The 24,128-nt window shown below is 69.3% G+C and carries 20 protein-coding genes; 9 read left to right on the top strand and 11 right to left on the bottom strand.

Annotated features, from left to right (window positions below):
* Window positions 1–4: 4 nt before the first annotated feature.
* Genes cmr4 through C2L59_RS12565 form a run of 3 tightly spaced genes read right to left on the bottom strand, consistent with a single transcriptional unit; the run spans window position 5 to window position 3,845 of the window.
* Window positions 5–1,018: a type III-B CRISPR module RAMP protein Cmr4 gene (gene cmr4, locus C2L59_RS12575; protein WP_158263056.1), complete on the bottom strand. Its 1,014-nt coding sequence runs from the start codon at window positions 1,016–1,018 to the stop codon at window positions 5–7.
* Window positions 1,018–2,100 (bottom strand): type III-B CRISPR module-associated Cmr3 family protein, encoded by a 1,083-nt coding sequence (locus C2L59_RS12570; RefSeq protein ID WP_103349705.1) that lies wholly within the window; start codon window positions 2,098–2,100, stop codon window positions 1,018–1,020. The genes cmr4 and C2L59_RS12570 overlap by 1 nt, the downstream gene beginning before the upstream one ends.
* The gene (locus C2L59_RS12565) at window positions 2,097–3,845 is read right to left on the bottom strand and encodes a type III-B CRISPR-associated protein Cas10/Cmr2 (protein ID WP_103349704.1); all 1,749 of its coding nucleotides are present in this window, start codon (window positions 3,843–3,845) and stop codon (window positions 2,097–2,099) included. The genes C2L59_RS12570 and C2L59_RS12565 overlap by 4 nt, the downstream gene beginning before the upstream one ends.
* A 746-nt stretch (window positions 3,846–4,591) precedes the next feature.
* On the opposite strand from C2L59_RS12565, the gene C2L59_RS47430 reads away from it, so the two are divergent.
* Window positions 4,592–4,786, top strand: a complete 195-nt coding sequence (locus C2L59_RS47430; RefSeq protein ID WP_158263055.1) for a hypothetical protein — start codon at window positions 4,592–4,594, stop codon at window positions 4,784–4,786.
* A gap of 865 nt (window positions 4,787–5,651) precedes the next feature.
* The gene (locus C2L59_RS12555) at window positions 5,652–9,446 is read left to right on the top strand and encodes a hypothetical protein (RefSeq protein WP_146060337.1); all 3,795 of its coding nucleotides are present in this window, start codon (window positions 5,652–5,654) and stop codon (window positions 9,444–9,446) included.
* 208 nt (window positions 9,447–9,654) lie between these two features.
* Here the strand turns inward: C2L59_RS12555 and C2L59_RS48050 are convergent, their stop codons facing one another.
* Window positions 9,655–10,995, bottom strand: coding sequence for a hypothetical protein (locus C2L59_RS48050; RefSeq protein ID WP_199199044.1), 1,341 nt, complete (start codon window positions 10,993–10,995; stop codon window positions 9,655–9,657).
* A 151-nt stretch (window positions 10,996–11,146) separates the two neighbouring features.
* The gene (locus C2L59_RS48045; protein ID WP_199199043.1) at window positions 11,147–13,246 is read right to left on the bottom strand and encodes a site-specific integrase; all 2,100 of its coding nucleotides are present in this window, start codon (window positions 13,244–13,246) and stop codon (window positions 11,147–11,149) included.
* On the opposite strand from C2L59_RS48045, the gene C2L59_RS12545 reads away from it, so the two are divergent.
* The 3 genes from C2L59_RS12545 (at window position 13,233) to C2L59_RS12535 (ending at window position 14,807) form a co-directional block, all read left to right on the top strand.
* Window positions 13,233–13,724 (top strand): hypothetical protein, encoded by a 492-nt coding sequence (locus tag C2L59_RS12545; protein ID WP_103349702.1) that lies wholly within the window; start codon window positions 13,233–13,235, stop codon window positions 13,722–13,724. The two genes, C2L59_RS48045 and C2L59_RS12545, sit on opposite strands and share 14 nt — an antisense overlap.
* Window positions 13,725–13,856: 132 nt before the next feature.
* Window positions 13,857–14,078: a DUF2188 domain-containing protein gene (locus C2L59_RS12540; RefSeq protein WP_199199042.1), complete on the top strand. Its 222-nt coding sequence runs from the start codon at window positions 13,857–13,859 to the stop codon at window positions 14,076–14,078.
* Window positions 14,079–14,084: 6 nt separating this feature from the next.
* Complete coding sequence (locus C2L59_RS12535; RefSeq protein WP_103349701.1) at window positions 14,085–14,807, top strand: SOS response-associated peptidase; 723 nt, start codon at window positions 14,085–14,087, stop codon at window positions 14,805–14,807.
* An 11-nt stretch (window positions 14,808–14,818) separates the two neighbouring features.
* Here C2L59_RS12535 and C2L59_RS12530 read toward each other — a convergent pair whose 3' ends face one another.
* Window positions 14,819–15,289, bottom strand: coding sequence for a hypothetical protein (locus C2L59_RS12530; RefSeq protein WP_103349700.1), 471 nt, complete (start codon window positions 15,287–15,289; stop codon window positions 14,819–14,821).
* Between the two features lie 128 nt (window positions 15,290–15,417).
* A complete protein-coding gene (locus C2L59_RS12525) occupies window positions 15,418–16,080 on the bottom strand; it encodes a hypothetical protein (RefSeq protein ID WP_146060336.1) in 663 nt (220 codons plus the stop codon).
* A 356-nt stretch (window positions 16,081–16,436) separates the two neighbouring features.
* Between C2L59_RS12525 and C2L59_RS12520 the strand changes: the two genes are divergently transcribed.
* Entirely contained in the window at window positions 16,437–16,682 is a 246-nt protein-coding gene (locus C2L59_RS12520) for a hypothetical protein (protein WP_233223445.1), read from the top strand.
* 134 nt (window positions 16,683–16,816) lie between these two features.
* Here C2L59_RS12520 and C2L59_RS12515 read toward each other — a convergent pair whose 3' ends face one another.
* The 3 genes from C2L59_RS12515 to C2L59_RS47420 all read right to left on the bottom strand — a co-directional run bounded on the left by C2L59_RS12515 (window position 16,817) and on the right by C2L59_RS47420 (window position 19,976).
* Window positions 16,817–19,135: an EAL domain-containing protein gene (locus C2L59_RS12515; RefSeq protein ID WP_158263054.1), complete on the bottom strand. Its 2,319-nt coding sequence runs from the start codon at window positions 19,133–19,135 to the stop codon at window positions 16,817–16,819.
* Entirely contained in the window at window positions 19,135–19,635 is a 501-nt protein-coding gene (locus C2L59_RS47425; protein ID WP_158263053.1) for an RNA polymerase sigma factor, read from the bottom strand. Before C2L59_RS47425 ends, C2L59_RS12515 begins: the two co-directional genes overlap by 1 nt.
* A gap of 62 nt (window positions 19,636–19,697) precedes the next feature.
* The gene (locus tag C2L59_RS47420; RefSeq protein WP_158263052.1) at window positions 19,698–19,976 is read right to left on the bottom strand and encodes a hypothetical protein; all 279 of its coding nucleotides are present in this window, start codon (window positions 19,974–19,976) and stop codon (window positions 19,698–19,700) included.
* Window positions 19,977–20,210: 234 nt separating this feature from the next.
* Here C2L59_RS47420 and C2L59_RS12505 point away from each other — a divergent pair, with 234 nt between their 5' ends.
* Both C2L59_RS12505 and C2L59_RS12500 read left to right on the top strand, forming a co-directional pair.
* Window positions 20,211–21,104, top strand: coding sequence for an SAM-dependent methyltransferase (locus tag C2L59_RS12505; protein WP_146060335.1), 894 nt, complete (start codon window positions 20,211–20,213; stop codon window positions 21,102–21,104).
* Window positions 21,105–21,188: 84 nt separating this feature from the next.
* Window positions 21,189–22,415 (top strand): MFS transporter, encoded by a 1,227-nt coding sequence (locus C2L59_RS12500; RefSeq protein WP_103349694.1) that lies wholly within the window; start codon window positions 21,189–21,191, stop codon window positions 22,413–22,415.
* Between the two features lie 37 nt (window positions 22,416–22,452).
* On the opposite strand, the gene C2L59_RS47415 is transcribed toward C2L59_RS12500, so the two are convergent.
* Window positions 22,453–22,602, bottom strand: coding sequence for a hypothetical protein (locus tag C2L59_RS47415; RefSeq protein WP_158263051.1), 150 nt, complete (start codon window positions 22,600–22,602; stop codon window positions 22,453–22,455).
* Between the two features lie 208 nt (window positions 22,603–22,810).
* Here C2L59_RS47415 and C2L59_RS12495 point away from each other — a divergent pair, with 208 nt between their 5' ends.
* Entirely contained in the window at window positions 22,811–24,049 is a 1,239-nt protein-coding gene (locus tag C2L59_RS12495; RefSeq protein ID WP_233223444.1) for a GGDEF domain-containing protein, read from the top strand.
* The last annotated feature ends 79 nt before the right edge of the window (window positions 24,050–24,128 follow it).

Genomic DNA, 24,128 nt, shown 5'->3' with positions numbered 1-24,128 from the left:
CCGGTCACCGCGTCCCCCGCCGGGGAATCGAGGCCGGGCTCGGCCCGGCACCCCCGGGCCGCCGCGCCGGCTCGGGCGTCGTCGCGGCAGCAGGAGTAGCCGGCACGGGCGCCGGCGCCGCCGGCAGGTGCGCCGCGGCGGCGGAGCGCCGGGGCAGTGTGGCCGCGTCGTGGACCCGGCACCACATGAGGCCTTTGCCGATGGTCTCGTCCCCGCCGACCCGCACGGTGGTGCCGTCGAGCAGCTCACCCAGCCGGGCCAGCAGCTCGTCCTCACCCGAGAGCAGCGCGGCCAGTGCGGTGTCACACGGCAGGTGCTCGGAGTAGAACGGCCCGTTCTCGACGGTTTTGGCCGCGTTGAGCTGCACCCGGGCGACGATGTCGGTGCCGGTTTCGCTCAGCTCGGCCAGCACACCGTCGTCCACCACCAGCACGTCCTCCCGCAGCTTGGCGCGGGCGTGATCGAACGCGGCCCCGGCGGGGAACACCAGCTCGGCGAGATCGGCGGCGATACCCGCCAGCGCACGGTCCGGGCGGACGGTCTGCACCAGCGAGCCGAGCGCCTGCTGGCCGCTCCACGTCTCGCCCGCGATGGCCGTGGAACCCGGTGGCGTGGTGAGGGCCCACCCGGTGCTGGTGCCGGACAGGACCGTGGCGATGCGACCCAGCCGGGACAGCAGCAGTGGTGCGGTGACCCACGCGAACGTCCGCACCAGCGTGGGAACGGGCAACAACAGCAGCCGGGCATCCCCGAACGCAACCCCGCCCCGCGTGGTGGCCCGGTCACCGGCGCCATCGGAACCGGCGGCCACCGGGGAGCCGAAGATCCGGATGTCCTCGCCGGGATCGAGCTGGGAACGCAGGGTGTCGCGCAGCGCGCCCTTGAGGCTCTGGCCCCAGATGATCGGCAGCCGGGTGGCGGCCTCACGCTGGATCGGCAGATCCACGATTCCCGTCGCCTCACCGCCGCCGGCGTGCACCGGGGTCTCCGCGAGCAGGACCAGTATGCGTTGGGCCATCACCATCTCCCTGTCAGGCACGTCCCGAATCCGGCGGTCACAATCGGGTTTTCCGACCTCGGCAGCCCCGGCAGCAACCCGCCGTGAAACCGGTCCGCCCAGTCCTTCGCCTCGCTCGCGGAGTCGAAGCGCAGGTAGTACAGGCTGCCCGCGGGCACCGCCCACATCAGCCGGCTGGTCGTCCCCGGATCCTCCGGCGAGGCCGTGGCCACCGCCTGCGATCCGGCCACCGCCAGCCCGCACAGCCGCGCCGACGTGCCGGGCGGGACCCACCGCACCTGCGGAACCAGAGCCGGGGTCGCCAGGTACACCACCAGCCGGCCGCCCGGAAAGTCCTCCGGTGCCGTGGGAAATGGAGCCGCCGCCGCCGTCGCCGGCGTCACCGACGCCATCCGGGACCGTCCACCCAGCGGCAGCACCGTCGCGGCGATGTCGCGGGGCGGGGTGCGGTGGTCGCAGCCGAGAACGAACCGCAGCCCCTCGACCGGGCGCAGATGCCCGGCCCGGTAGAACATCCCGTCCAGCACCCGGCCCGACGCGGCATCCCGCGCGATCCCGACATGCGGTTCCGGGTGCCACAACGCGGCCTCGGCCCACCGGGCCCACGCCTCGGTGTCGATCTCCCCCGGGGGCAGCGCGTCGAGGCTCAGCCACGCGGCCATTCCCTCACCCGACAACCAGCCACTGACCGGATCACCCTCACCGGCCAGGGCGTGGCTCAGCCGCGGCGGCGCGCCCTGCTCGGCGGGATCCGGGTCAAGGTCACTGATCTCGTGCTCCGGACGCGGCAGCAGCGGCAACCGGGACAACCGGCGTCCGCGCGCGAGGTCGCCGGTTTCGACCAGGTCGACCGGCATCGGGAACATCGGCGTGTCGTACAGGTGCGCGACCGGACCGACGATCCGGTCCACCTCGCCGCCGTAGACGCATGTGACGACGCCGCCGAACGTGCTCGGCGCCGGCGCCACCCCCGCCGCCACCGACGCGTCACCCGCGGCGAACCGCCGGCCGTCGCGCACCATTAGGCTGTCCAGCGGCTCCACCGACAGCCACGTCCGGGCGATCTGCCCGGCCGCGGTCATCGGCACTCCTGGGCGAGGAACCGCGCCACCAGCATGGCCCGGGCCGGGCGGAACGCGTGCTGCGGGCCCTCGGCCCGCTCGGCCGCTCCCAGCGCGGTGGACGCGGCCGCCACCGCCGGGCCGCCGCCCTGCCGGGCGACCCGGCGCCGCATCTCGTCTTCGGCCACGTCACGGAAACCCCGCTGGCTCAACGCATCCAGCTCCGCGGCGTCGCGTTCCACACTCGACGCCAGCGCGGCCGACAAGGCCCCGGCGGCCGCGTCCGGCGCCACCGCCCGCAACAGCTCCACCGCACTCCTGCCGGCCACGGTCCAGGGCAGCACCGTACGGGCCCGCTCGCCGCCGCGGCGCACCGCCACCACCGTCACCGCGTCCCGGTCCCGCCCGTCCGCGCCCGGGGCGTCCTTGGCCGCCGCGAGCGCCTCCTGGGCCGTGGACACCACCTGCTGCAACGGCGCACCGAAGTGGGCGAACACCACCGCCGTCGACGCCGTCGCCCCCGCCAACGGTGTCCCGGCCAGCTGCCGGTCCACCTCCTGGCGCAGCGCGCCGGCCAGCTCGAGCGCGTGCGCCGCCGGAACGAAGGCGAAGAAGTCGTCACCACCGGCATAGACCGGCACCCCGAGATACTCGCGAGTCTCGCTGAGCCGGCGCTGCGCCCGTCCCAGCTCCGTCAGCGTCGCCGACGCCGACCGCTGGGCAGCCAGCCCCAGCCCACTCATTCGCAGGCCCAGGCGATCCAGATCCTGAACCACGACCGCGTAGTACGAGCTGAGCCCGGCCACCCCGGCCTGCTGGGCGATGGCGGCGATGTCGCGAGCCGCCGCGGCCCCGCGCGCCACCGCCTCAGGCTCGGCGTCCTCGGGAAGCAGGTCCCGGCCCTCGGCTACGGTCCACAGATCCGGGTAGACCGCCGTTCCCAGCCGGTCGGTCAGCGGCTCCAGACCGGGTGGTGCCTCGGTTCCGGCCGCGTGTGCATGGCGGTCGTCGACCAGCGCGGACAGCACCCCTACCGGCGAACGGAGCCGGTCTGCGACCGTGCTGTCCGCGGCGGCCGCGTGCAGCAGACGCGCCCGGTAGGCGGCCGACGCGACCACCGTGGTGGCGGGAAAGCGGCGGCCCGGAGGGTACTGCTGGTTGCCGGCTGCACGTTTGGTCCAGCCCGCGGCCGACAACAACTCGCGACGTTCACGACGCGCGGACGTGCGCGGCGCCGGCGCGGCGGGGACGGCCGCTGACTGCTGGCACAACCGCACGCGCTGCCACGCTTGCGCGGTGAAGACCCGGCTCCGGCGCCGCGCGGTCATCGCCGCTTGCGCACGTTCCCACAACGCCGTGTGGTCCTCGCCCTCGTCGCCGGGCACGGACACCCACGAAATGTCCGGCAGCCCGGGTGTGTCCGGAACATCCCCCCGCGAGCCTGCGTAGGCGTCGCGCACATGGTCGCGCCACGTCTCTTCGGCGACCTTCTGCGCCCGTCGAGCCAGCTCCGCACCCAGCCCGGCCGGCGCGAGGAAAGCGATCTTATTCGTCACCCCCTCGTTCGCGGCTAGTGCGGCGGCCGGCGGGAAGATCAGGCCGATCGGTTCGGTGTGCGTCCTCAACGCCTCCTGGACCTCAGAGGCTGCCGCGATCACCAGCCGCCGGAAGACGAGGCTCGCTCCCGCGATGTCCACCGTCTTGCGTGACTCGGCCAGGAAGCGCTGCACGCCACCGACAGTGAACAGCACCAACTCGACAGCCACGAACCCTCCCCGAACCGTGTCGACACAGACCTCCCTCCAGTCGTCACAAGACCACCGGATGTTTCACTCCTGGTCGATCGTCCGATCCTCGCGATGTACCGGGGCCTCGCCTCGACGTACCACCGAGTGTCGCCGCTGCGACAGACCCGCGGTGACGTACTCGAGGTCGCAACCGCATAGCAAGGTCGCGCCGGAATGACGGTCGCTCGCGGAGTCCTGTTTCTCGGCGCAGCCGAAGGCGAAGCTGAGAGCGGGTGGACCGGAGGGGAACCCGCCGGGGCCCACCGAAAAGCGTGCCCAGGCTAATCTCTGATTTCTTCGCTATCCAGATGCGCATCGCCCTGACTGCGGTCGGTACTTCTTCAGCCTGGAGAGCCGGGTTATCCGTCAGTTCAGTTCCATACTCCCTTCGGCGTGACTGCGCTTGGCGATCTCGCAATGCATCGCCTGCCGCGGCGCCAACATGGTGTTTTCATATGCTATTCGGCGTGATGTGGTTGACAGTTATGCTGCGCATCGAGTGCGGGTTACAGCGGCTCCCATACGCCTTTCGGCGTGGCCGCGGTAGGTACTCGAACTGGTCGCGTGTCGCTCTGAGCAGCGCAACACCGGGCCGTTGCACGGCACTCCTAATCTTTTACTCCGTATGATCGTCACCAAGGTCCGCGTGGCTTGTTTTCGCTGATGGCAGGAACCGGAGGGTCGCTTCCTGCTCGATGGAGGCGAGGTCGACGCAGAAGATGTGGGTGAACACGGCCGCATTACCGACGGCGCGGTCTGGTGCTGACGCGGCTGATGTTACTCGCCGCTTCGAGTTCAACGCGCAACTGATGATTGTCGAGGCTGAGGCGCTGCATAGTGGCCATCGCGAGTGCCAGCTGGTCGGTGAGTTCGCGGTTGGCCAGCCGCAGCCGTGTGTTCTGTTCGGTGAGTTGTTTTAGCGAAGTAGTGCCGCGCTGACTGCTGGCAGATGTGCCATTGTCTTCGTGGGCGCGGCCGATTTCGTCGACGATTGCGGGGAAATTGCGGCGAAAAGTCGTGTTGGCCAGGCTCGTCGGGTAGCGCGGTGTGGTTGGCGCTGGCGAGTGCGACGTTCGCGCAGTCCAGCGGCCGGCATGCCGCCAGGTCGGGTCGTGAGCCGGTGGCGCGTTTGCTGAGACACAGAGCGGTGTCGGGGTTGAAGACGCAGGTGACGTACTTGCCCGGGTAGACGGCGGGATCGGCGCGGCGAAGGATCCTCTCGAGCCGCCGAGGGTCGGTGACGACCGTTCCGGCGAAAGCGGCGGCGATGGTGTCGAGGCGCCTCATGCCATCAGCGGCGGCCAGTCCGGTCAGGCCGGGATGGTCGTGTTCGGTGGCGATGGCCAGGAGTGCTTCGCCGCGGGTGAGGGCCTGTTCGGCTTCGACTTCGGCGCGGAATCCGGAGTCGGAGGTGCCTAATGGTGCAGTGGGGTATTGAAAGTGTCCGAATGGGTTGTGGTCGAGGCTCCTGCGGGGCCGCCGATCGTGCACAGGTAACAGGCGGGATCGTTGGGAGGCTCCCGCCTGTTCATACGTCACATCGTATGCATGGTGATCCAGTAGATCACCAGGCGAACGAGAGTGATGGCGGTCCTGGCCAGTTCGGCTCGTAGCCGCTCGGCGTGATCATCTTTCCTGCGCCGTTTCATGGGTCTCCTTCGGGCTTGCTGTCAGGCTTGCGGACGAGGGAGACTCTGCCGGCCGGGCCGTCCAGGCCGGTCTGGTTCTGGACGGCTCTGGAAACCGGACGTGGAGTTGGCGGTTGCTGCAGTGGATGATCGAGACGTGGACGAGTTGCGCTCCGCGCTGCGCGAGCTGCATCTGGGAATCGGCCGGCCGACGTACCTGCGGCTCCAGGAAATCGCCGATCAGGCGGGCCTGACGTTGCCGACGTCGACCATCGGGACCCTGCTCAGCGGCCCGGGTCGGCCGCGCCTGGCCACCGTGCATACGTTCGTGCAAGTCTGTGCGCGCTATGCCGCTGGGCACAAACCCCGGATCGAGCTCGATCCGGCGGATATCGCAACACTGCGGTGGACGCGTCTGCACGAGCGTGTCGGGCCGGGCCGCGTCACCGGTTCGTCGGAGCGCTCGGTGCATGATCTGACGCTCTCCACCCATTGGGATCCACGCGCCCGCGGTGTAGAGCGCGCCGCCCGGCCGGGCTGGTTTTTCACGGGGCGGCGCGCGGCGTTGGTGGAGTTGTCCGGTTGGCTGACGAGCGCGCCGCCAGGTCAGGCAAATGTGCGGATCATTACCGGCGGCCCCGGCTCGGGCAAGTCCGGGCTGCTGGCCCGCCTGGTGACGCTGTCTGATGCCGGATACCGTCGGGTCAATTCGCCGCCGATCGCTGCCGATGATCCGCTTCAGGAGCTGTCTTGCGGCGTGATCGATGTCGCAGTCCACGCGCGCCGCAAGACGACGACGGCGGTAATAGGCGAGATTGCAGCGGGTGTTACGCACTCCGTCGACGACGTAGATCAGCTCATTGACGCGCTTTTGGCGCGCGCCGCTGGCGCCGTGATCGTTGTAGACGCGGTCGACGAGTCCGCCGAGCCGCTCGGACTGGCTAGGGCGCTCCGTCGCGTCGCGACGGAGACCGCCGACATCGGTGTGCAGCTACTCATCGGCACCCGGCCAGGCGGGCCGCGCCACCGAATCCTGCAGGCGCTGGGAGTGTCGCCGCCGGACGGCGACCCAACGGTCATTAACCTCGACGACGAGCGCTATCTTGCCCACGCCGACCTCGCAGAATATGTGCGCCGCCGGCTATTGGCCCGCGGCGCAACGGAGTCGCCTGAGTTAGACATGCTCGCCGCACGGATCGCCGACAGCGCCCATCCCAGCTTTCTGATCGCGCAGCTCGTGACCCGCTCCGTCACGGTGCAGGGCGACCATGGGCAGCGCGGCTCCTTTCCGGCGACGGTGGATCAGGCCATGGACGAGTATCTGGCCACTGCCGGCACACTGGCCGAGCAGGACCGGCTGGAAGATCTGCTGCGCCCGCTCGCGTACGCTCGGGGCGAGGGACTACCCCATGACCATGCCGGCATCTGGCCTCGCCTGGCCACTGCACTGGCCATGCCTGGCCGTGAGTACACATCCGCCGACGTATCTGGCTTGCTCTCCGGCGACGCCGACTATCTCATCGAGACCGTCGTCGATGAGGAGGCGACCTACTACCGGCTGTACCACGAGGCATTGGCGGAGCGGTTGCGTGAGCGAGATCAGCCCCGCCCGTTCGAGGCGCGACACATCGTGTACGAAGCGCTGCAGGCCGCCATCCCCCGCGACGGCGAGATGCAAGCCGACTGGTCGATCGCCCATCCCTATCTGCGAAAATGCCTGCCCGGTCATGCTGCCGCAGCCGATACGCTCAGGCCGCTGCTCGACGATGTGGGGTTTCTCGTGCACGCCGACCCCCCGTCGCTGGCAGCCGCTCTCGGGCCGCAGCATTGGCTGCGGCCTGGCGCGGCCCAGGTCTACCGCCACGTTCTGCCCTGGCTGCATGACTGCACAACTGCGGAGCGAGCCGCGATCCTCCTGCTGGCCGCACGCACCGGCGGTCAGGAGCGTTTCGCTGACCGGCTGATGAATGGCCGACTCAGACCGGCCTTCACCGTGCCGTGGGCTGCGGTCCGGTCCGAGCCGACGAGCCTGACGCTTGGTCGCCACGAGAACTGGGTTACGGCGGTCGCCACGGGCACGCTGGACGGCACGCCCATCGCGTTGTCTGGCACTCACGACGGCGTGATCCAAGGGTGGGACCTGCTCACCGGGATCGCGCTCGGCCCACCGATCGATGCGCACAAAGGGCCGGTCAATGTCTTGTCGATCGTGGCCGCGGATCAGGGCATGGTGCTTGGTGTCAGCGGGTCCTGGGACCGTGACATCCGGGTCTGGGACCTGCAAACCTGGCGTCCCGTCGGCGGACCCTTGCAGTGGCACGAGACTGCAGTAAACGACGTCGCCATCTTCCGCCGCGACGGCGCGATCCTCGCGGTATCCGTCAGCGGTGGCGGCCTGTCGCGGGAAGGACGGCACGGGCCCGACACAATCGCGTTCTGGGATCTCCCGCAACAGCGATTGCTGGCGTCGGCGGAGTCCTCAGCCGGCCAATGGATGACCGCCGTCGACGTCTGCGAGATCGACGGGAAGTGGGTAGCGGTCACCGGGGGGTCGTCGGGCATTGTCGAGATTTGGGACCTCGCCCCTGACCGATTGACGGCGGCCGTGCTCAATCGTGGTCAGGCGGCCATCGTCGCCATCCGCATCAGGCATATCGACGGTCGTCTCATTGCGATTGTTGTGGACGAAGGGCAGCTCAGCATGTGGGACGTTAACCGGAGGTCGTCAATCTCTGCGACTGACACGCCCGAAAGCGGTCGGCTCCAGGCCCTGACCACGACGGTGCTCGATGGTCGCGATGTCGCGATCACGGCACAGGGTGGCTATGAGTCGTATCTCCAGCTCTGGGATCTATCCAACGGCTCGGCGATCGGCGCCTTGCCGGGAGATCGTCCCTTCTGGACGTCGACGGTGTCCGCGCTGGAGATCGGAGACCGTCACATCGCGGTCTCTGGTGGTGGCGACCACAGCGTCCGGTTGTGGAGCCTCTCACTCAACAGCCTGGCGGCCGCGGATCAGCCCTCGGAGTTGACCAGCGTGACTGCGGTAGGTGTGGTGGGCGGTCGGCCGGTCGTCGCGACGGCCGGTTACTGGCAGGCCGCGACCGGAATCATCCGGATCCTCGACCTGATGACCGGCGGTCTGGCCTGCCCGCCGATTCACGCCCATACCCGGCCGATCACCGCTATGGAGTTTGTCGATATCGATGGGCGCTGCACGCTGGTCTCCGGGTCCGACGACCACACAATGCAGTTTCACGACGTGGCCACCGGTCGCTTGCGCCGCAGTCCGGTTCGGATGGGCTCGTCCACCTGGATTACGTCGATTCGGCAGCGGGAGATGCGTGGTAACCGGGTGCTGGTTGTTACCGGAGGCTGGGATGGGGGCGACGGCGACCACGCCGGGCTCCTGAAGATTTGGAGCGTGGCCAAAGGCCGGGCACTGAAGACGATGCGTGATCTCGACTCCCAGGTGAAGTTCTCGACCATCCTGCACGTCGACGGTCTGCAGCGACTGGTCAGCGTGACGCTTAGAGGGGTGGTTACGGTGTGGGATCTAGACGACCTGACTCCGGTCACCTCGGCCAGCAACGATAGACGGCTGGTCTGGGCCGCGGCTGCCCTCCGCGGCGACGCGACCATCGCGGCGGTGGACGACGATGGCTGGGTTGATCTATGGGACCTGCGGGCGGGTCACAGTGTGGCGCATTGGCACAGCGGCCAATCCGCCGAGATCACCGCCCTCGCAGTGGTCACGATCGACGGAGAAGAGGCGCTGGCCAGCGTCGCGAGGGACGGCATGCTGCGCATTACGGCACTGTCCGGGGTGCCGCTGCGGGCCCCGATCCCACTCGGCGCCCAGCCGGTGAGTATGCAGGCGGTCCAGGAAACGACGCTGATTATCGGGCTCGCTACTGGCGTGCTGCGGATGGATCTTGCCGCGGCGGACTGAGCAGCGGGTTATCGGTCCGCTGTCCAAGCCCAAGTCCGCACTCGCCGGCCGCATGCGCCGCATACCAACCCGGTGACCCACCGGAGCGCCGGGTTGGCGAACGACGCCTTCGTCCCTTCGTCATTGACGAAGCAGTGCTTCACCAGGCGTGTGAGGCACCGCCGCCGTCGTGAACGAGTGTCTACGGTGCATCGCCACGGTGGCAGCGCTAACGCGACGACAGGTCGCCGTCGACGCGTTGGCTGACGTCGGCGGCGTAGGCGGCCCAGTCTCCTGCGGCGGCTTGTTGCCACTGGACGGCGACTTTGATGTGGACGCCGAGCATCCTTGCCAGCATCGCGGCGGGTAGTTCGGTGGCGAGGGCGAGCAGGGCGGTGGAGCGGTCCTGCCGCGGCTGCAGGCCGATCTCCTGCAGGCGTTGGCCGAGCCGGTCATCACCCAGTGGCCGGCCTGGGCGCTTACCGGGGAATAGCCATGGCACGTCGTCGGGGGCGCCGATCCTGGCCTTGCCGCGTCGGGTGGCGACGAGCTCGCGGACCAGACCCGCGAGTGGCTCGGCAAGGATGATCGGCGACTTGCCGAACGTGATCTTCACGGTGTCCGGGGTAAGGTGGACGTGGTCGACCGTGAGTTGGGTGATGGTGGCGGTGCGTTGGGCGTAGAGGAGCAGCAGCAGGCCGGCGACCCGGTCGCCGATGGACAGAGTGTCGTCGTGCAGCAGCCGGCGGGCGTCGGCCCAGCGTTGCTCGGTGTCCAGGCTGCCGCGGGGCCCCGTCCATCGGGTGGTGCCGTAGGTCAGGCCGGTGGCGTAGCGGTGCTGGACAGACCAGCGGATGAAGTGCCCGGTCTCGTCCCGGTAGCTGGCCTTGGGGTTGGCCATCCACTGCTCTACCAAGGGCTGGGTGCAACTGTCGAGGGCCGCGTCGTGGGCGGCAAGCCAGTCGAGGAAGTTGACCGCGGCGGTGACGTGGCAGCGCACGTTCAGGTCCTGCGCCCGGTTGGTGTGCTCCTCGCCCAGGCGCTGCCGCAGCCGGCGCAGGTGATGCCAGACTGCGTAGCCATGCAGGACACGCCGCTGCGCCGGGTCGGTGCGCGCGGCGACGGTGGTGGTGATCCACCGTTGCAGACCGACGAGCCGCTCGTCGCGGGCGGGCAACGCGCCGGTGGCGACCAGGACGCTGCGCAGGTGGTCGAGTGTCTTGCTGGCGGGAAACTCGTCCAGCACCTCGTGGGACAGTGGCCGCTGGTCATGGCCGAGGCGTTCGAGGAGAGTGTGGACCTTCGTGCCGGACAGCCAGGCCAGTGTGGTGTCCGGCCGGGCGGCGGCCGATACGGCTTGGGCGAAGGCGGACAGGTCGGTCCGGACCGTGCCGGTGGCGTCGCCGAGCAGGTCGCGGACTCGTTGCTCGAGCACGCAGCGCTGGCAGGGGCGTGGGCTGAGCTGCCAGGTGGTGGCGCAGACCGGGCAGCGGCCCCAGAAGTCCGGGTCGGGGTTGGTGCACCGTGCGCACAACGGCGTGCGCCAGGTGCCGCTGCGGGCCTGCGCCACCGCACGGCAGCCGCTGCACGTTACCCAGCGGTGCTGGCAGCGATCGCACCAGGGCTGACCGGTGGCCCGTAACACGTCGCACGGCGTGGTGCGCCCGCAACTACCGCACTGCTGCACGGATCGTGGTCGGCAGTTGTGGCATCGTGGCCCGTCAGGGCCGCGGAGCGCGACCGGCCGGCGCCGCCCGCAGCCGGTGCACTCCTCCAGGTTGGTCGGGTCGCGGATCAGGCAGTTGGGACACACCGGCCGACCATCGCCGTCGCGGGTGGCGGGTTCGCGCAGCGCGCCGCAGCGGGCGCACGGCACCGCGGCGCGGCGAGCGAAACAAGCCCGGCAGATCCGCTGCCCGTTCAAACAGCTTGGACAGCGCCTTGATCTCGTGGCAGGACGGGCAGGCCGGCCTGGACACTGTCGTCGCCCCAGCGGCGGCGAGCGCGTCGATGAACCGCAGCACGGCCGGTGTCGGCGCGAGGTGACCGGCCCCGGTCAGCAGGTCCGGCATGGCCACGACGGCCCAGGCCAGCCGCCGCTGCCCCGCCGGGCGGACCGTCGCCTGCCGCAGCGCCGCACGGACCATCTCGGCGTCCACGGCGGCATCCAGCCCGCTGACGAGACCGGCGAGGTCACTGACCGGGTCGCCGGTGGCGTCCGGGCATTTGTCGCACCGCGGGGCGCCGTTGCGGTCCCGGCTGACGACCCGCCGTAGCTGCCCGCAGCCCGCGCAGGCGGCCGGTTTGTCGTAGCAGGGTGAGCAGCCCCACTGCCCGCCGCGGCGGCTGCCCACGTAGGCCACCGCCCGCCCGCATTCGCCGCAATGCGGCAGGCTCACCTCCAGGGCCCCAGCGGCGTGCAGGCCCATCAGCAGCTTGGCCACACAGATCTGGGTGGTCACGACCGACCGGTGCCCCAACCGCCGGCGGACCCAGTCCAGAGGATCCCCGAAGATCCGGGTGTATTGGCCGCGCTGAGCAGCCGTGAACTCGCCCAGCGCGGCCAGGTGCCCGCGCTGCAGCTGTTCAAGGGTGACCACGGCGAAGGAATGCCGCAGCATATGCGGGTGGCAACGAGCGGCCAGGCCCACAGCCCGGCAGCGATCGTTGCCCTCGGCGAACACGCCTTTCCAGCGCGACATCGTGATCGGCCATCCCTGCTCGCCGAGCCACAGCGCAGCCGGTTCGAGACCACGTTCGCCGTCGACCAGCAGCCGCCGCCGCTCCTCCGGCGCGAGCCGCGTGACATCCACCGACCGTGCCACCCCGGCGCGAGCCACGACCGGCCGGGCCGGGTCCTCCACGACCAGCGGGCGCCGCAGTCGCCGGTAGCGCCCGTCGGCCTGAGCCTCGTCGACGACCACTGCACGATCGATCGTCAGGTACGCGTGCAGTTCGCTCAGCACGCCGCCAGGGACGTACACCCAGCGAGCCGAGGTGCCCTTCGCGATCGCCTCCGGCAGCCAGAACCGCCGATACCCGGGCCCCGTGCCGTCGCCGGCCGGGACTTCGAACGTCGTCAGGGCGGACTGCTCCTGCAGTCGAAGGCCGGTGCGGACCATCAGGTCACTGAAAAGGGCGTTCCTGGCCGCCCACCTAACCCGGAATCTTGGCCGTGGCAGACCGTCCGGGCCATAACCGCGCAAGCCGACGTCGCGCCACACCCGAAAGGCAGCCGGCGGGAGCCAGGCCACACGGTCGCGGACGCCGTCGTGCGAGTACGTCGCCGGACGCTGCTCGTCCAGCGTCCGAGACCCGGCCCAGCCGACACCCGCAGGCAGCGGACGCCGAGACGTCTGCGGAATGGGATGCGCCTGGACATGTCCCGCCTGCAGTGCCCACCGGTAGAACTGGTTGACCGCCGCGACCTCGCGGTCCCACGTCGCGCCGGACACCCGCGGCCCAGCCGGGTCCTGGCGCCGCCACACCAGATAAGCGAGATGGTCTGTCTCGGAGGCGTCGCGCCAGGATCGGTGTCCGCGCGCCGACCACAGGAAGGACAGGAACGCCGCGAGATCCCGGGCGTAGCCCTGTCGCGTCAGCGGGGCTCGCTGCGCCATGACCGCGGACCGGAAGAAGTCGTTGAGGTCGACGTCGTACTGAAAGGTCGGGGACAGCAAGTACGGCGTGCCGTCGGTCAGCCGCTCCTGCAGCAACCAGTCGACGCGTCCGTCGAGCAGGGCGTTCAAGAACGGCGGCTGCTGCGTGACGGTCGGCAGCTCAGCGCGGGTGAGGACTACCCGCCACATGTCGATGTTCATCGCGCAAGATCATCCGGTCACGACCAGCGATGCACAACTTTGTGAAGACTGCCGCCAGCTCGAAGCCCGCGACCCCCACGAACGCCGCCTCGCAGAATGGGCCCACCTCGACGTCACCGCCCAGCACTCGCCCCACGCCGCCCCCGAGCAAGGGCTGGTCCTCGTCGCACATCCACCGACCACCAGCATGACCAGCCGGATCGAGCTTCGCCTCGACAGCGCGCCGGTCGGCACGGCGACCCTCACCTGCTGCACCGCCTGCCAGGCCGCCACGCTCGATTACGTCCACGTGACCGCCGGCCACCGCCGTCTCGGATACGGTCGAGCCCTCGTCGCCGCGGCCCTCGTCCGCGCCCCCGGCTACACCTGGACTGCGCCGCTGCCAAGCAGCGGTCCCGGCACGTCCTTCCGCGCCCGCATACCTTTCCCCCGAGCGGCACCACCATGCATTCATCGTCAGCAGACGTCCGCCCGCTGATCGGCACCCATATACCTACCGCGGCGTCTCGGATCTCAGGGTCGTGGCGGCCTGAGCAGGGCCGACGTGTCTACCCAGCCGCCCCCGGGTACTCCTCCCGCACAACGACCAAGCACAGGAAGGGACCTGCCGGTGAAGGGCGACGTCGAGACGTACCACCAGAACGGCCAGTGGCACAACAAGGTCGAAGGCACCACCGACGTGCTCGGCAGCCACAACGACAAGACCGCCGCAGTCCAGCAGGGACGGGAGCTGGCCAAGGAACGCAAGGTCGAACACTTCATCCGCAACATGGACGGCAAGATCGGCGAGCGCAACAGCTACGGCAACGACCCCCGTAACATCCCCGGCTGACCTACTGTGTGCGGCCGCTACGCCTCCACCACCAGCGACAAGGACATCGCCGCGGCCTTCGGCGTCGACGAGATCGACGGTGACGAACTCCCGCCTTCGTGGAACATCGCCCCCACCCAGCAGGCCCGGGTCGTGCTCGAACGCAGCCCCCGAACCGACCCCGACGGCGAACCGCTGCGGCTGCTGCGCACCGTGACCTGGGGACTGGTGCCGTCGTGGGCGAAACAGGTCAAGCTCGGCAGGCTGATCAACGCCCGCAGCGAAACAGTCACCAAGAAACCCGCGTTCAAAGCCGCCGCCTCCCGGCGCCGCTGCCTCGTACCCGCCGACGGCTACTACGAGTGGGAACGCCGCGACGACGGGAAAGTCCCGCACTTCCTGCACGCCGACGACGACATCCTCGCCTTCGCCGGCCTCTACGAACTGCGGCCGGACCACGATCTGCCCGACGACCACCCCGACCGATGGCTGTGGACCTACACAATCCTCACCACGACTGCCCACGACGCCGCCGGCCACGTCCACGACGGCTTCCCGGTGCTCATCCCGCCCGAGCTGCGCGACCAGTGGCTCGACCCTCACCTGACCGACCCCGGCGACGTCCGCGACCTGCTCGATCAGGTCCCCGAACCGAGGCTGCAGCCATACCCGGTCAGCACTCAGGTCAACAATCCCCGCAACAGCGGACCCGAACTCATCGAACCGGTGCAGCCTCCCGCCGAGCGATAGCCGGCACGCTGTTACATGAAGTCGTCCGAGCAGCTGCGATTGAGGAAGTCCACCAGGTGATACCGCAGCTCGGCGACGTGGCTGTAAAGCACCTCGATCGAGCGGTAGCCGACGCGGACTACCGACTCCAGGACCGGCCCGGGCACGCGGAGCCAACTGCCCTCCGAGACCGCTTCATTCCAGCACCCGAGGTCGAGGTCACCGTGCTGAACGTGGTCGAAGTACAGCGGCTCGGCCAGCACTTGGTCCACGGCCGCGATGACCGGGCGCAGTTCCCGGATCGGAACCTCGAACGCTGCAGGACGCCCACCGCAATCCAGTGGCGGCAGCTCGGCGTTCAGGAGAGGGCCCGGTGTGGGGACCTCGACGCCGCTGCCATCGACGCAGTCGGCGGGCGCAGCATTGCGAAAGCACGCACTACCCGTGAACACCTCCACCGACCAGGTGCCCATCTCCGGAGTCGGTTCCAGCCACACGCCCACACGACCACGCCCCTTGCTTCCTTCCAGCCGAGTGTCCCCACCTGCGGTTCGCGCATTCACCAAACCCGGGAACATCACCTGATCGAGTGCTACGCGCGGCAGCAACTGACTACCGTCGGGACCTGTCTTTAGCCGCTGACCGGTGTGTCTGCGGCGGTTGCCGACTCGGCGTCGGCCGCGCCGAAGTTGTTCGTGAACCTGGCGGCCATTTTTTTCTGATGCTGGGCAAATTTACGTATTCGCCGCATGTACCGGACCGGCCGCCCCGGCGAGAGCACAAGCGCACTATAGGCACCGGCAAGGCATTCATAGACAGTGTCAACCATCATGTGAATATGATCGGCGGTGCCGACCTTCGTGACCTCGTGATCCTGAATCAGTTGACCGATGATGCCGGTCTGCTTGTACATGAAGACGTGGAACTGTAACGCGATCAGCGTTGACGAGAGCTGCAGAAGGTATCCCCCGACCACGTCTCGCTGTCGCTTCGGCAGTCCCTCACTGAACTTTCCGAACTCGACGTAGAGCTGGCCGCACTCCTCGCTCATGTCTTCGAGGTTCTGTGCGCCCATGAACCAGGCCATAGTGGCCGACTCCAACCCGTAGAGGTACATGAGGTCGTAGGGAACGGAGAGAAGCCGCGCTTCAAGCTGTCGGCGAAGCCGCATGCGTTCGACCACGCGGTCCTTCCTGGCTTCGAGGCGAGGTTTAGCTGCATACTCGACGAGCAGGGTCACCATTGCCGCGGTTCCGGCGCTGACGAGTGCGGTCTGGACTATCGAGGTGGACATAGTGAACTTCTATCATCGGAATGTGTCACATTGCGCGCCACATTGAGTCAATTCTTGTTCTGAGCGCGTTGCCCCAGCCGATAGGTGGCGAACTTGCCGGCGGGAAGCGAGCCGGGGTTGACCGCAGCCATGAGGCGGTTCCGCGCGGGGAACACCGACGGTGACATCCGACCGGGACCGCGCGCGCCGGCGCGGCCAGGGCGACGTCACCAGCAGAACGTGCGCCGGGTGTCCTGCAGCCGGTCCGTCGTTTCATCACTTCGACCGGGTTCACCCTATTGGGGTGATGCGGGCTTAAGGTGTGACACGCCACGAACGTCCCGCGATATTGATGTTGAAGCTCAGGGAGGTGGTTGGTGGCCGCCAGGCAAGTGCGTTTACGCCACGACGTTCGCAGCGTCTCGATCGTCGCCGACCACACCTGCGAGGAGCTTCCCTACGCCGGGATCACCATCCAGTGCATCGACGACGGCGCTGTGGTCGAGCAGACGTGGATCCCGCTCGGGCCGGCACCGACATACGCAGACGACGAGGCACTGCTCACTGCCTGGCACGCCGCCGTTAGCTGGAGTCACTCCTCGACTGACACATCGTCGACGTAACCGAGGTTTCCGGTGACTGCCCAGCGCCCTGCCTTCGGCGTGTCATGCTTCGGGCGACCGCAATGGGTACGGCGCTCTTTCCCTCTGGGGCTCCGACGGAACCTCGGCTCTGAATCTGCCGCAGCGCCTACGCACTACGGCCTGTCCCGCTCGCCGATGCAGGTGTGAATTCTTGCCGCGGAGACCGCGGTTGGTTCTTGGTAGAGATCGAAACCGCGGGTGTGTTGCGGGGTGTCGTCGGTCAGCGTGCTGGCGCCGAAGGCGTGGATGGTGGCCAGCGCGGCAACCAGTGGCGTGGCGCCGGCCGGTGTGCTGGTGAGGGCGGTGACCGTGGCGGCGTTGAGGCTGATCGTTGTCCACGGCACGGTGGTGAACGCCTGGATCGGGACGTGGTCGTCCAGTACGTCGGTGAGCGCCAGGTGGATGCCGTGGTGGCCGGCCGGGAGCTCTCGCAGCCGCCGCAGCACCGTGGGTTCGCCGGTGAGGGCGTGAGCGGGGATGGCCAGCTGCAGCCGTCCGGGAGCGAGGCCGCTGTCGGCCGCCCGTGCGGTGAGGGTGTCCAGCAGGACGTCGTCGTGGACGGTGCTGCCCGGCAGGCTGAGCAGGATCGCCGGCCCGGGGACAGGGCCGACCGGCCAGCTGGCGGCGTGCTGGGCGGCGGTGGTGAGGATGTGCGGGAGGGCGGCGGCGAGCAGACCGGTGTGGTCGGCCAGGTCGGTGATGGTGTCCAGGTCGCGGCGGGCTCCGGTGGGGCTGATCCAGTACGGGTGGGGACGGACGGCGGCGAGCGCTCCGGCCGGGGTGCGGATGGGATGATAGTCCAGTTGCAGGGCGCCGGTGTCGAGCGCGCTGGTCAGTTCGGCGAGCAGCTCGACGCGGTGATGGTCGTCCTCGCCCGATGGCGGGGTGTGGGGGTCGGCGTGAATCCAGGGGGCGCGGACGTCGGCGCTGTCGTGCAGGGCGCGGCGGGTGCGGCGCAGCAGGTCGTCGAGGGTGTCGGCGGGCCGCGCTTCGGCGATGCCGATCCGGGGGCGCAGCTGGATCTGGTGAGCGTCGATGTGGACAGGGTCGCGCAGCCAGTCGGAGAGTTGTTTGACCAGGTGAATCACGGTGGACCAATCGGTAAGGTCGTACAGCAGGACGAGAACGTCATCGCCGCTGCGGCCGGTGAGCTGACGATGTCGGGCGGGGTCGTGGGCGCCGCGAATGCGGGCATGCAGCTGGCCCAAGAGCCGGGCCCGCAGGTCCTGGGGAAGGACATGATCGAGGTGGGTCAGCCCGGACAGGCGGATCGTCAGCAAGGCGGCGCGCTCGGGGGTATCGGCCAGGATGCGACGGGTTTGGGCGGTAAAGGCGGCTTCGGTGAGCAGCCCGGTGGTGGGCTCGATGTCAATGCCGTGCTCGAGGCCGCGCCAGAAGGTGACGTCTTCGAGCAGGACGTTGAAGCCGCGCTGGCCACCGCTGACGTGACCGAGGATGGCGGTGACCCAGCGAGTGCTCGGGTAGGCGTCGGTGCGAATCCGGAATTCGGTGTGGACCTGGGCAGCCTCGGACAGATCCGGGCCGGTGCGACGGAGTGTCTGCACGGCCCGGCGAATCTGTTCGGCGTCCTCGGCGCACGAAGCCAGCTGCGGCAGCGTGCGTCCCCGCAACTGCGCCAGGGTGCGGCCGAGCAGGGTCTGGGCGGTGCTGTTGGCCTCCACGATCCGCCCCTGCGGGTCCAGGGCCAGCACAGCGGTAACGGTATCGGCCACCGCGGCACGGAACCTCCGTACTGGCAGCCCGTCGTCCCGGGCGGCGGCGGGGCTGAGGTGGAGGAAGGCAGCGGTCAAGGCGGTCTGTTCGTCGCGGATGCGTTCTTGCAGGCCTTCGGCGAAGCCGCTGCCGAACTCCCCCACCACCCGGGCCTTGACCGCGCGGTGAGCGCGCGGGGTGTATTCGGTGGCCAGATCCGACAGCAGCGACACGCAGGTGCCGAGACTGTCGGCGGTCAGCTTGTGCGCATACGCTAGTTCGTAGCCGACCTGGGCAGGCGTCGGCAACGTCGCGTCCGCGCCGAGGCGGCGGCTGGGGTCGGGGATGGGTGCACCGAGCGCGGCCAACAGCGCAGCGGTCCAGCGGCCGAACAGCTGCTCCGCGGACTTGCGGGGGAACTGCAGGTAGCTGCTCGCTGCCAAGGCGCGGTACCAGCGGCGTCCGAACTCGATCGCGTCGTCGGCGGTCAGGTCGAGCCCGGATAGGACCGCGTCGGCAGTGGCCGCAGCGGCGGCGTCGACGGCAGCGGCGACCTGCGGATCGCTGATGTGCGCGTCAGCTGGCACCGGCCACGCCGCGATCCGCGTCAGCTGGACATCGAGCGCGGCCTCCACCGCCGCGGCGGGGTTGCGGTCGCCGCGATCGCCCGCTGTGCGTGATGGTCGCGGGCCGGGCGGCTGGGGTGCCGAGGGGGTCATCATGTGGTCCCTTCGGATCGGGTCGCAGTACCGGGATCGTCAGCGCGCAAGTGATGGCTGAAGAACTTCTTCGCTCGCGCCAGGTAGGCGCGCGTGGTCTCGACGCTCAAGCCCATGTACTCGCCGATCTCCTCCACTCTCCAGCCCTTGCCCAGCAACGTCAGCGGAAGCCCCAGATGCCGGGGCAGTGCGCCGATGGCCTCCACGAACAGCAGCCGTTCCCCCGGGCTGGGCGGAGTCCACGCCCCGAGTGGTGCGGCCTTGTCGGTGCCGGCGGCGTTCTCGTCGATCTCGGCGTGACCGTGGTTGCGGTCGCGCAGAGCGTCCACGGCCTTATTGCGCGCGACCCGGTACAGCCAGCTGAGCTTGTCGTCGGTGATTTGGTCCCACTTCTGATACAGCGCGAGCAGGGACTCGCCGACGACGTTGTCGTGGTCCACCGCCGGAGCGATCTTGCGGACGTAGCGGGTGAGTCCGGCGCGTTTCTCGGTGACGATCATCGAGCACTCCATGTAGTCCTGCTCGGTCCAAGGCCTGCGGGCCGGCGGGTGAGCCGAGTCGGTCACTCGGCGCCCTGCGCCGGCGGCGGGCCAAGCACGACGGCCAGCACCAGACCCGGTGCGCCGCACCGCATACCCACCGCTTGCACCGCTGCTGTTTCCGGAATGCTCAGCTCGCGCAGCAGCCGGGCGGCGGCGCGGGCCTGCACGGCAGTCACCCACCACGACAGCAGGGCCGCGGCGGTACACCGGGCGGCTCGGGCGACGCTGGGCCGGCAGCGCCGCCACACCAGCGCGGCCGACGTCGCCGCCACCAACAGCGGCGGCCAGTTCGCGGACATCTCGGGGTAGTCCTTCCATGATTCTGCGGGGACGGGAATGGCGCGCCCGGGGGAAAGCGACGCCGTCACCAGTTACTCGGCAAAAGCGGCAGAATTTGACATCGGGCCACCCAATCGATTCGAAACCAACCCGTTCGAGTGATCTCGTCACAGTCAGTCAGGCCGTGAGTTGCTTCTTCTCACTCTTCCCAGTGCACCACTCCGCCATTCCAGCGGCAAAACAGAAGTGATCTTGTGACCGCCTGCATGGTGGATGCTTTCTGCATCTTGCCGTTGCTAGCCTGTTTTGTCGGCGAGGGGAGAAATGTGTCGAACGAGAACGCCCAGCCCGATGAGCGTCCCGTCGACCCGGAGAAACCCAGTGTCGCCCGCGCCTACGACTGGTTTCTCGGCGGCTCCACCAACACTCCCATCGACCGCGCGTTCGCCGAGCGCATCCTCGAGATCCTGCCGCCGGCCAAGACCATGGCCGTGGACAACCGCAACTTCCTGCGCCGCGTCGTCGCCCACCTCGTCGACCGCGGCGTACGGCAGTTCATCGACATCGGCTCCGGCATTCCCACCGTCGGCAACGTTCACCAAGTCGCCCGCGCCCTCGACCCCGATGTCAAAGTCGTCTACGTCGATAACGACCCCGTGGCCGTCACCCAAAGCCGCCTCCTGCTGCACGACGACTCCGACACCACCGTCATCGACGCCGACCTGCGCCACCCCGACAACATCCTCTCCGCCCCCGCCACCCGGCAACTGCTGGACTTCGACCAGCCGATCGCGCTGCTCATGATCGCCGTCCTGCACTTCGTTCCCGACCGGGACGATCCGGCCGGAATTCTGGCTGCCTACCGCGACCGCCTTCCCGCCGGCAGCTACCTCGCTCTATCCCACCTCACCGACGAAACCGCCCCCGCCGATCTGCGCGACCAAGTCCGCGCCTGCATTGACACCTATCAAGACAGCGCCAGCCCGCTCGTCGCGCGCGACCGCCGCACCATCACCGACTGGCTCGGTGGCCTGCACCTCATCGCACCCGGGATCACGGTCGCCAATCGCTGGAATCCCGACGACGCCGCTCCCAGCGGCCCGGAGCACGATCTCGTCATCGCCGGACTCGCCCAGCTCACCGCCTGAGCTCGCCCGACTTGCCCGTACTGCCTGTAGTTCAGTTAGACCGGCCGCCGCTCCCAAGCTGGACAAGCTGACCACAATGAGCGCATGTCCGTGACTTACCGGCAGGTATTCCAGATCGGCGAGTTCCGTGCACTTTTCTCCAGCATGATCGTCTCGGTTGCCGGCGATCAGTTCGCGCGTGTGGCGCTGTCACTGCTGGTGTTCGATCGGACCGGGTCGGCCGGATGGACCGCCGCGACGTACGCGCTGACCTACCTGCCCTCGGTGCTGGCCGGGCCGTTGCTGTCGGGGCTGGCGGATCGATGGCCACGCCGGCGGGTCATGATCATCGCCGACCTGCTGCGCGCCGCGCTGGTCGCGTTGATGGCGATTCCCGGGCTGGCGCTGCCGGTCGTGGCGGGCCTGCTGGTGCTGGTGCAGGCGGCGGGGGCGCCGGGCAACGCCGCGCGGGCGGCGACTGCGGCCGCGGCGCTGCCGGGCGAGCAGTACGTGCTGGGCAAGGGTGTGCTCGACACGATCGTGCAGCTGGCGCAGGTGCTGGGGTTCGCCACCGGCGGCACCCTGGTGGCGGGCGCGGGTCCGGCGACGGCGTTGCTGGCCGACGCCGGGAGCTTCCTCGTCTCGGCCGCGGTGATTCGTCTCGGGGTGCACGAGCGACCCGCACCCAACCCCGCGGAGACCGGCGCGACGGTCGGGGCCGGCGGGCTGGTCCGCTGGCGACGGGACCTGGTGGACGGGTCACGGCTGGTGGCGCGCACACCGCGGCTGCGGGCGCTGGTCGCGCTGGCCGCGGTCGCCGGGTTCTACGTGACGGTGGAGGGCCTGGCCGCGCCGTACGCGGCCCAGATCGGCGGGTCAGCCGACGCGGTTGGGGTGCTGCTGGCGGCGAGCCCGGCCGGAGCGGTGCTCGGGATGGCGCTGATCAGCCGGCTCCGGCCGCAGCTGCGGTCGCAGCTGCTGGGACCGCTGGCGATGGCGGCGTGCGTGCCACTGGTCCTGTGTCTGTCCCGGCCGGGGCTGATGGTCACGGTCGTGCTGTGGCTGCTATCCGGAGCGGCCAGCGCGTACCACTTGCCGGCTTCAGCCGAGTTCACCCTCACCGTGCCCGACCAGCACCGCGCCCAGGCCTACGGGCTGGCCGCGACCGTGCTGATGACCAGCCAGGGTCTCGGGATCGCCCTGGCCGGGCTGGCCGCGACCGTCGTGGCCCCATCCACGGCGCTGGCCGGCGCCGGCGGGCTCGGCGTGGTGGCCGCCGGGCTGGCGGGCGCCGCGTGGAACCGCGCGCGCCGCGCCGCGCCCGCCGAGTAGCCGGCCGGAACCCCCGCATCCGTGTGTCGACCGGGGGTCAGCGGCCCCATTCGTTGCCGCGCTGCCACTCGTTGCCGTGGCGGGACCACTCGTTGCCGTGCGCGGCCGCGCTCCACTCGTTGCCGAGAAAACGGGTCCACTCGTTGCCGGGGAGCCGGGTCCATTCGTTGCCGCGTGCGTTGCTCATCGTGTTCCTCCTGTCGGTGTTTCCCCAGCCGCCTGACCTGCAGCGACTATCGACAGTCGGTGACACGGCGGTTACCGTGGACAGTTGTGTACGACCGGGGAGGGACGGATACAGCATGAAGGCTGCATGTAGCGGGTGGATACCCAGCCGGTGGCGGTTGTGGTCCCTGCCGCGACCAGCGATCCACGTCGTGCTCACGGTGAACGCCGTGGCCGTCGCGATCACCGCCCTGTCCACGGCCGGCCCCACGATCAGCCGACGGGAGCTGATCTGGTTCGCCGTCCTCACGGTCGCATCGATCGTGCACCTGGAAGCCGCGCGCACCATCGAGCGACGCCGCGAGCAGGCACCCAAACACTCGCCCTACACCAACCTGAAGTCGCTGTGGGTCTTCGCCGCGGTGCTGCTGGTGCCGTTGCCCCTGGTCATCGCCCTGACCGTCATCTCCTACCTGTACTGCTGGCTGCGGGTCTACGGCCCGGCGGTCGCCGTCCGCAAGGTCTACTCCGCCAGCACCTTCGTGATCGCCTCCGCCACTGCCGAAGCCGTCTTGCACGCCGGCGGCCTCATCACCGCGCCGCGCCTGCCGACCAGCGCCTGGTCGCTGCTGATGGTGATCGCCGCGGCCGCGGCCTGGTGGCTGACCAACTACGCCCTCGTCGTGCTGGCGATCCTGCTGTCCTCCGACGAGCGCATCAGCGCCAAAGCCGCCCTCGGGCACCCCGCCGACCAGCTGGTCGTCGCGGCCGCGCTCGGTCTCGGGGTGACCATGGCGGTGGTGCTGGTGCACTCCCCGTGGGTGCTGCCCGCCCCCATGCTGGCCGTGCTGTGCGTGCATCGCGACCTGCTGCTGCCCCAGTACATGCGCCAAGCCCGCACCGACCAGAAAACCGGGTTGGCCGCCGCCGTCTACTGGTCCGACGCCTTGGCTGCCGCGCTGCGCCGCGCCAAGCTGGCCGGCACCTCAGTCGGTGTGCTGTTCCTGGACCTGGACCGGTTCAAGGAGATCAACGACATTTACGGCCACCCGGCCGGGGACCAGGCCATCCAGGTCATCGCCGACCTCGTGCAGGCCGAGGTTCGCTCCTGGGACCTGGTGGCCCGCTGGGGCGGCGATGAACTGGCGGTCATGCTGCCCAACCTCGGGCAACAACAGCTACTCGATGTCGCTGAACGCATCCGTTCCCGGCTCGCCGGCACACCGATCACCCTGACCGCCACCAGCGACGGCAAACACCACACCCTGCGGGGAGTAACCACCTCCATGGGCGTCGCCTCCTTCCCCCAAACCGGCAACACCGCCGACGAACTCCTCCTCGCCGCCGACCGCGCACTGCTGCACGCGAAAAAGACCGGGCGCAACCGCGTCGTTCCCGCAGAAGGCTCCGGGCTCGCCACCGTCGACGACCCCGCCACGGACCCAGCCTCGACGACGGCCGCTCCATGACCAGGCGCAAGTGGTACCGCTGATCCACGGTGAACCCCGGGTCCGGCTCACTACGGCGCCTCGTGCTTGAAGGGATAGC

It is taken from the genome of Amycolatopsis sp. CA-128772 (assembly GCF_002904295.1).
In the GTDB taxonomy this organism is placed as follows: Bacteria; Actinomycetota; Actinomycetes; order Mycobacteriales; family Pseudonocardiaceae; genus Amycolatopsis.
The sequence above is the reverse complement of the archived record's forward strand: the minus strand, read 5'-3'. Positions and strand labels throughout refer to the sequence as shown.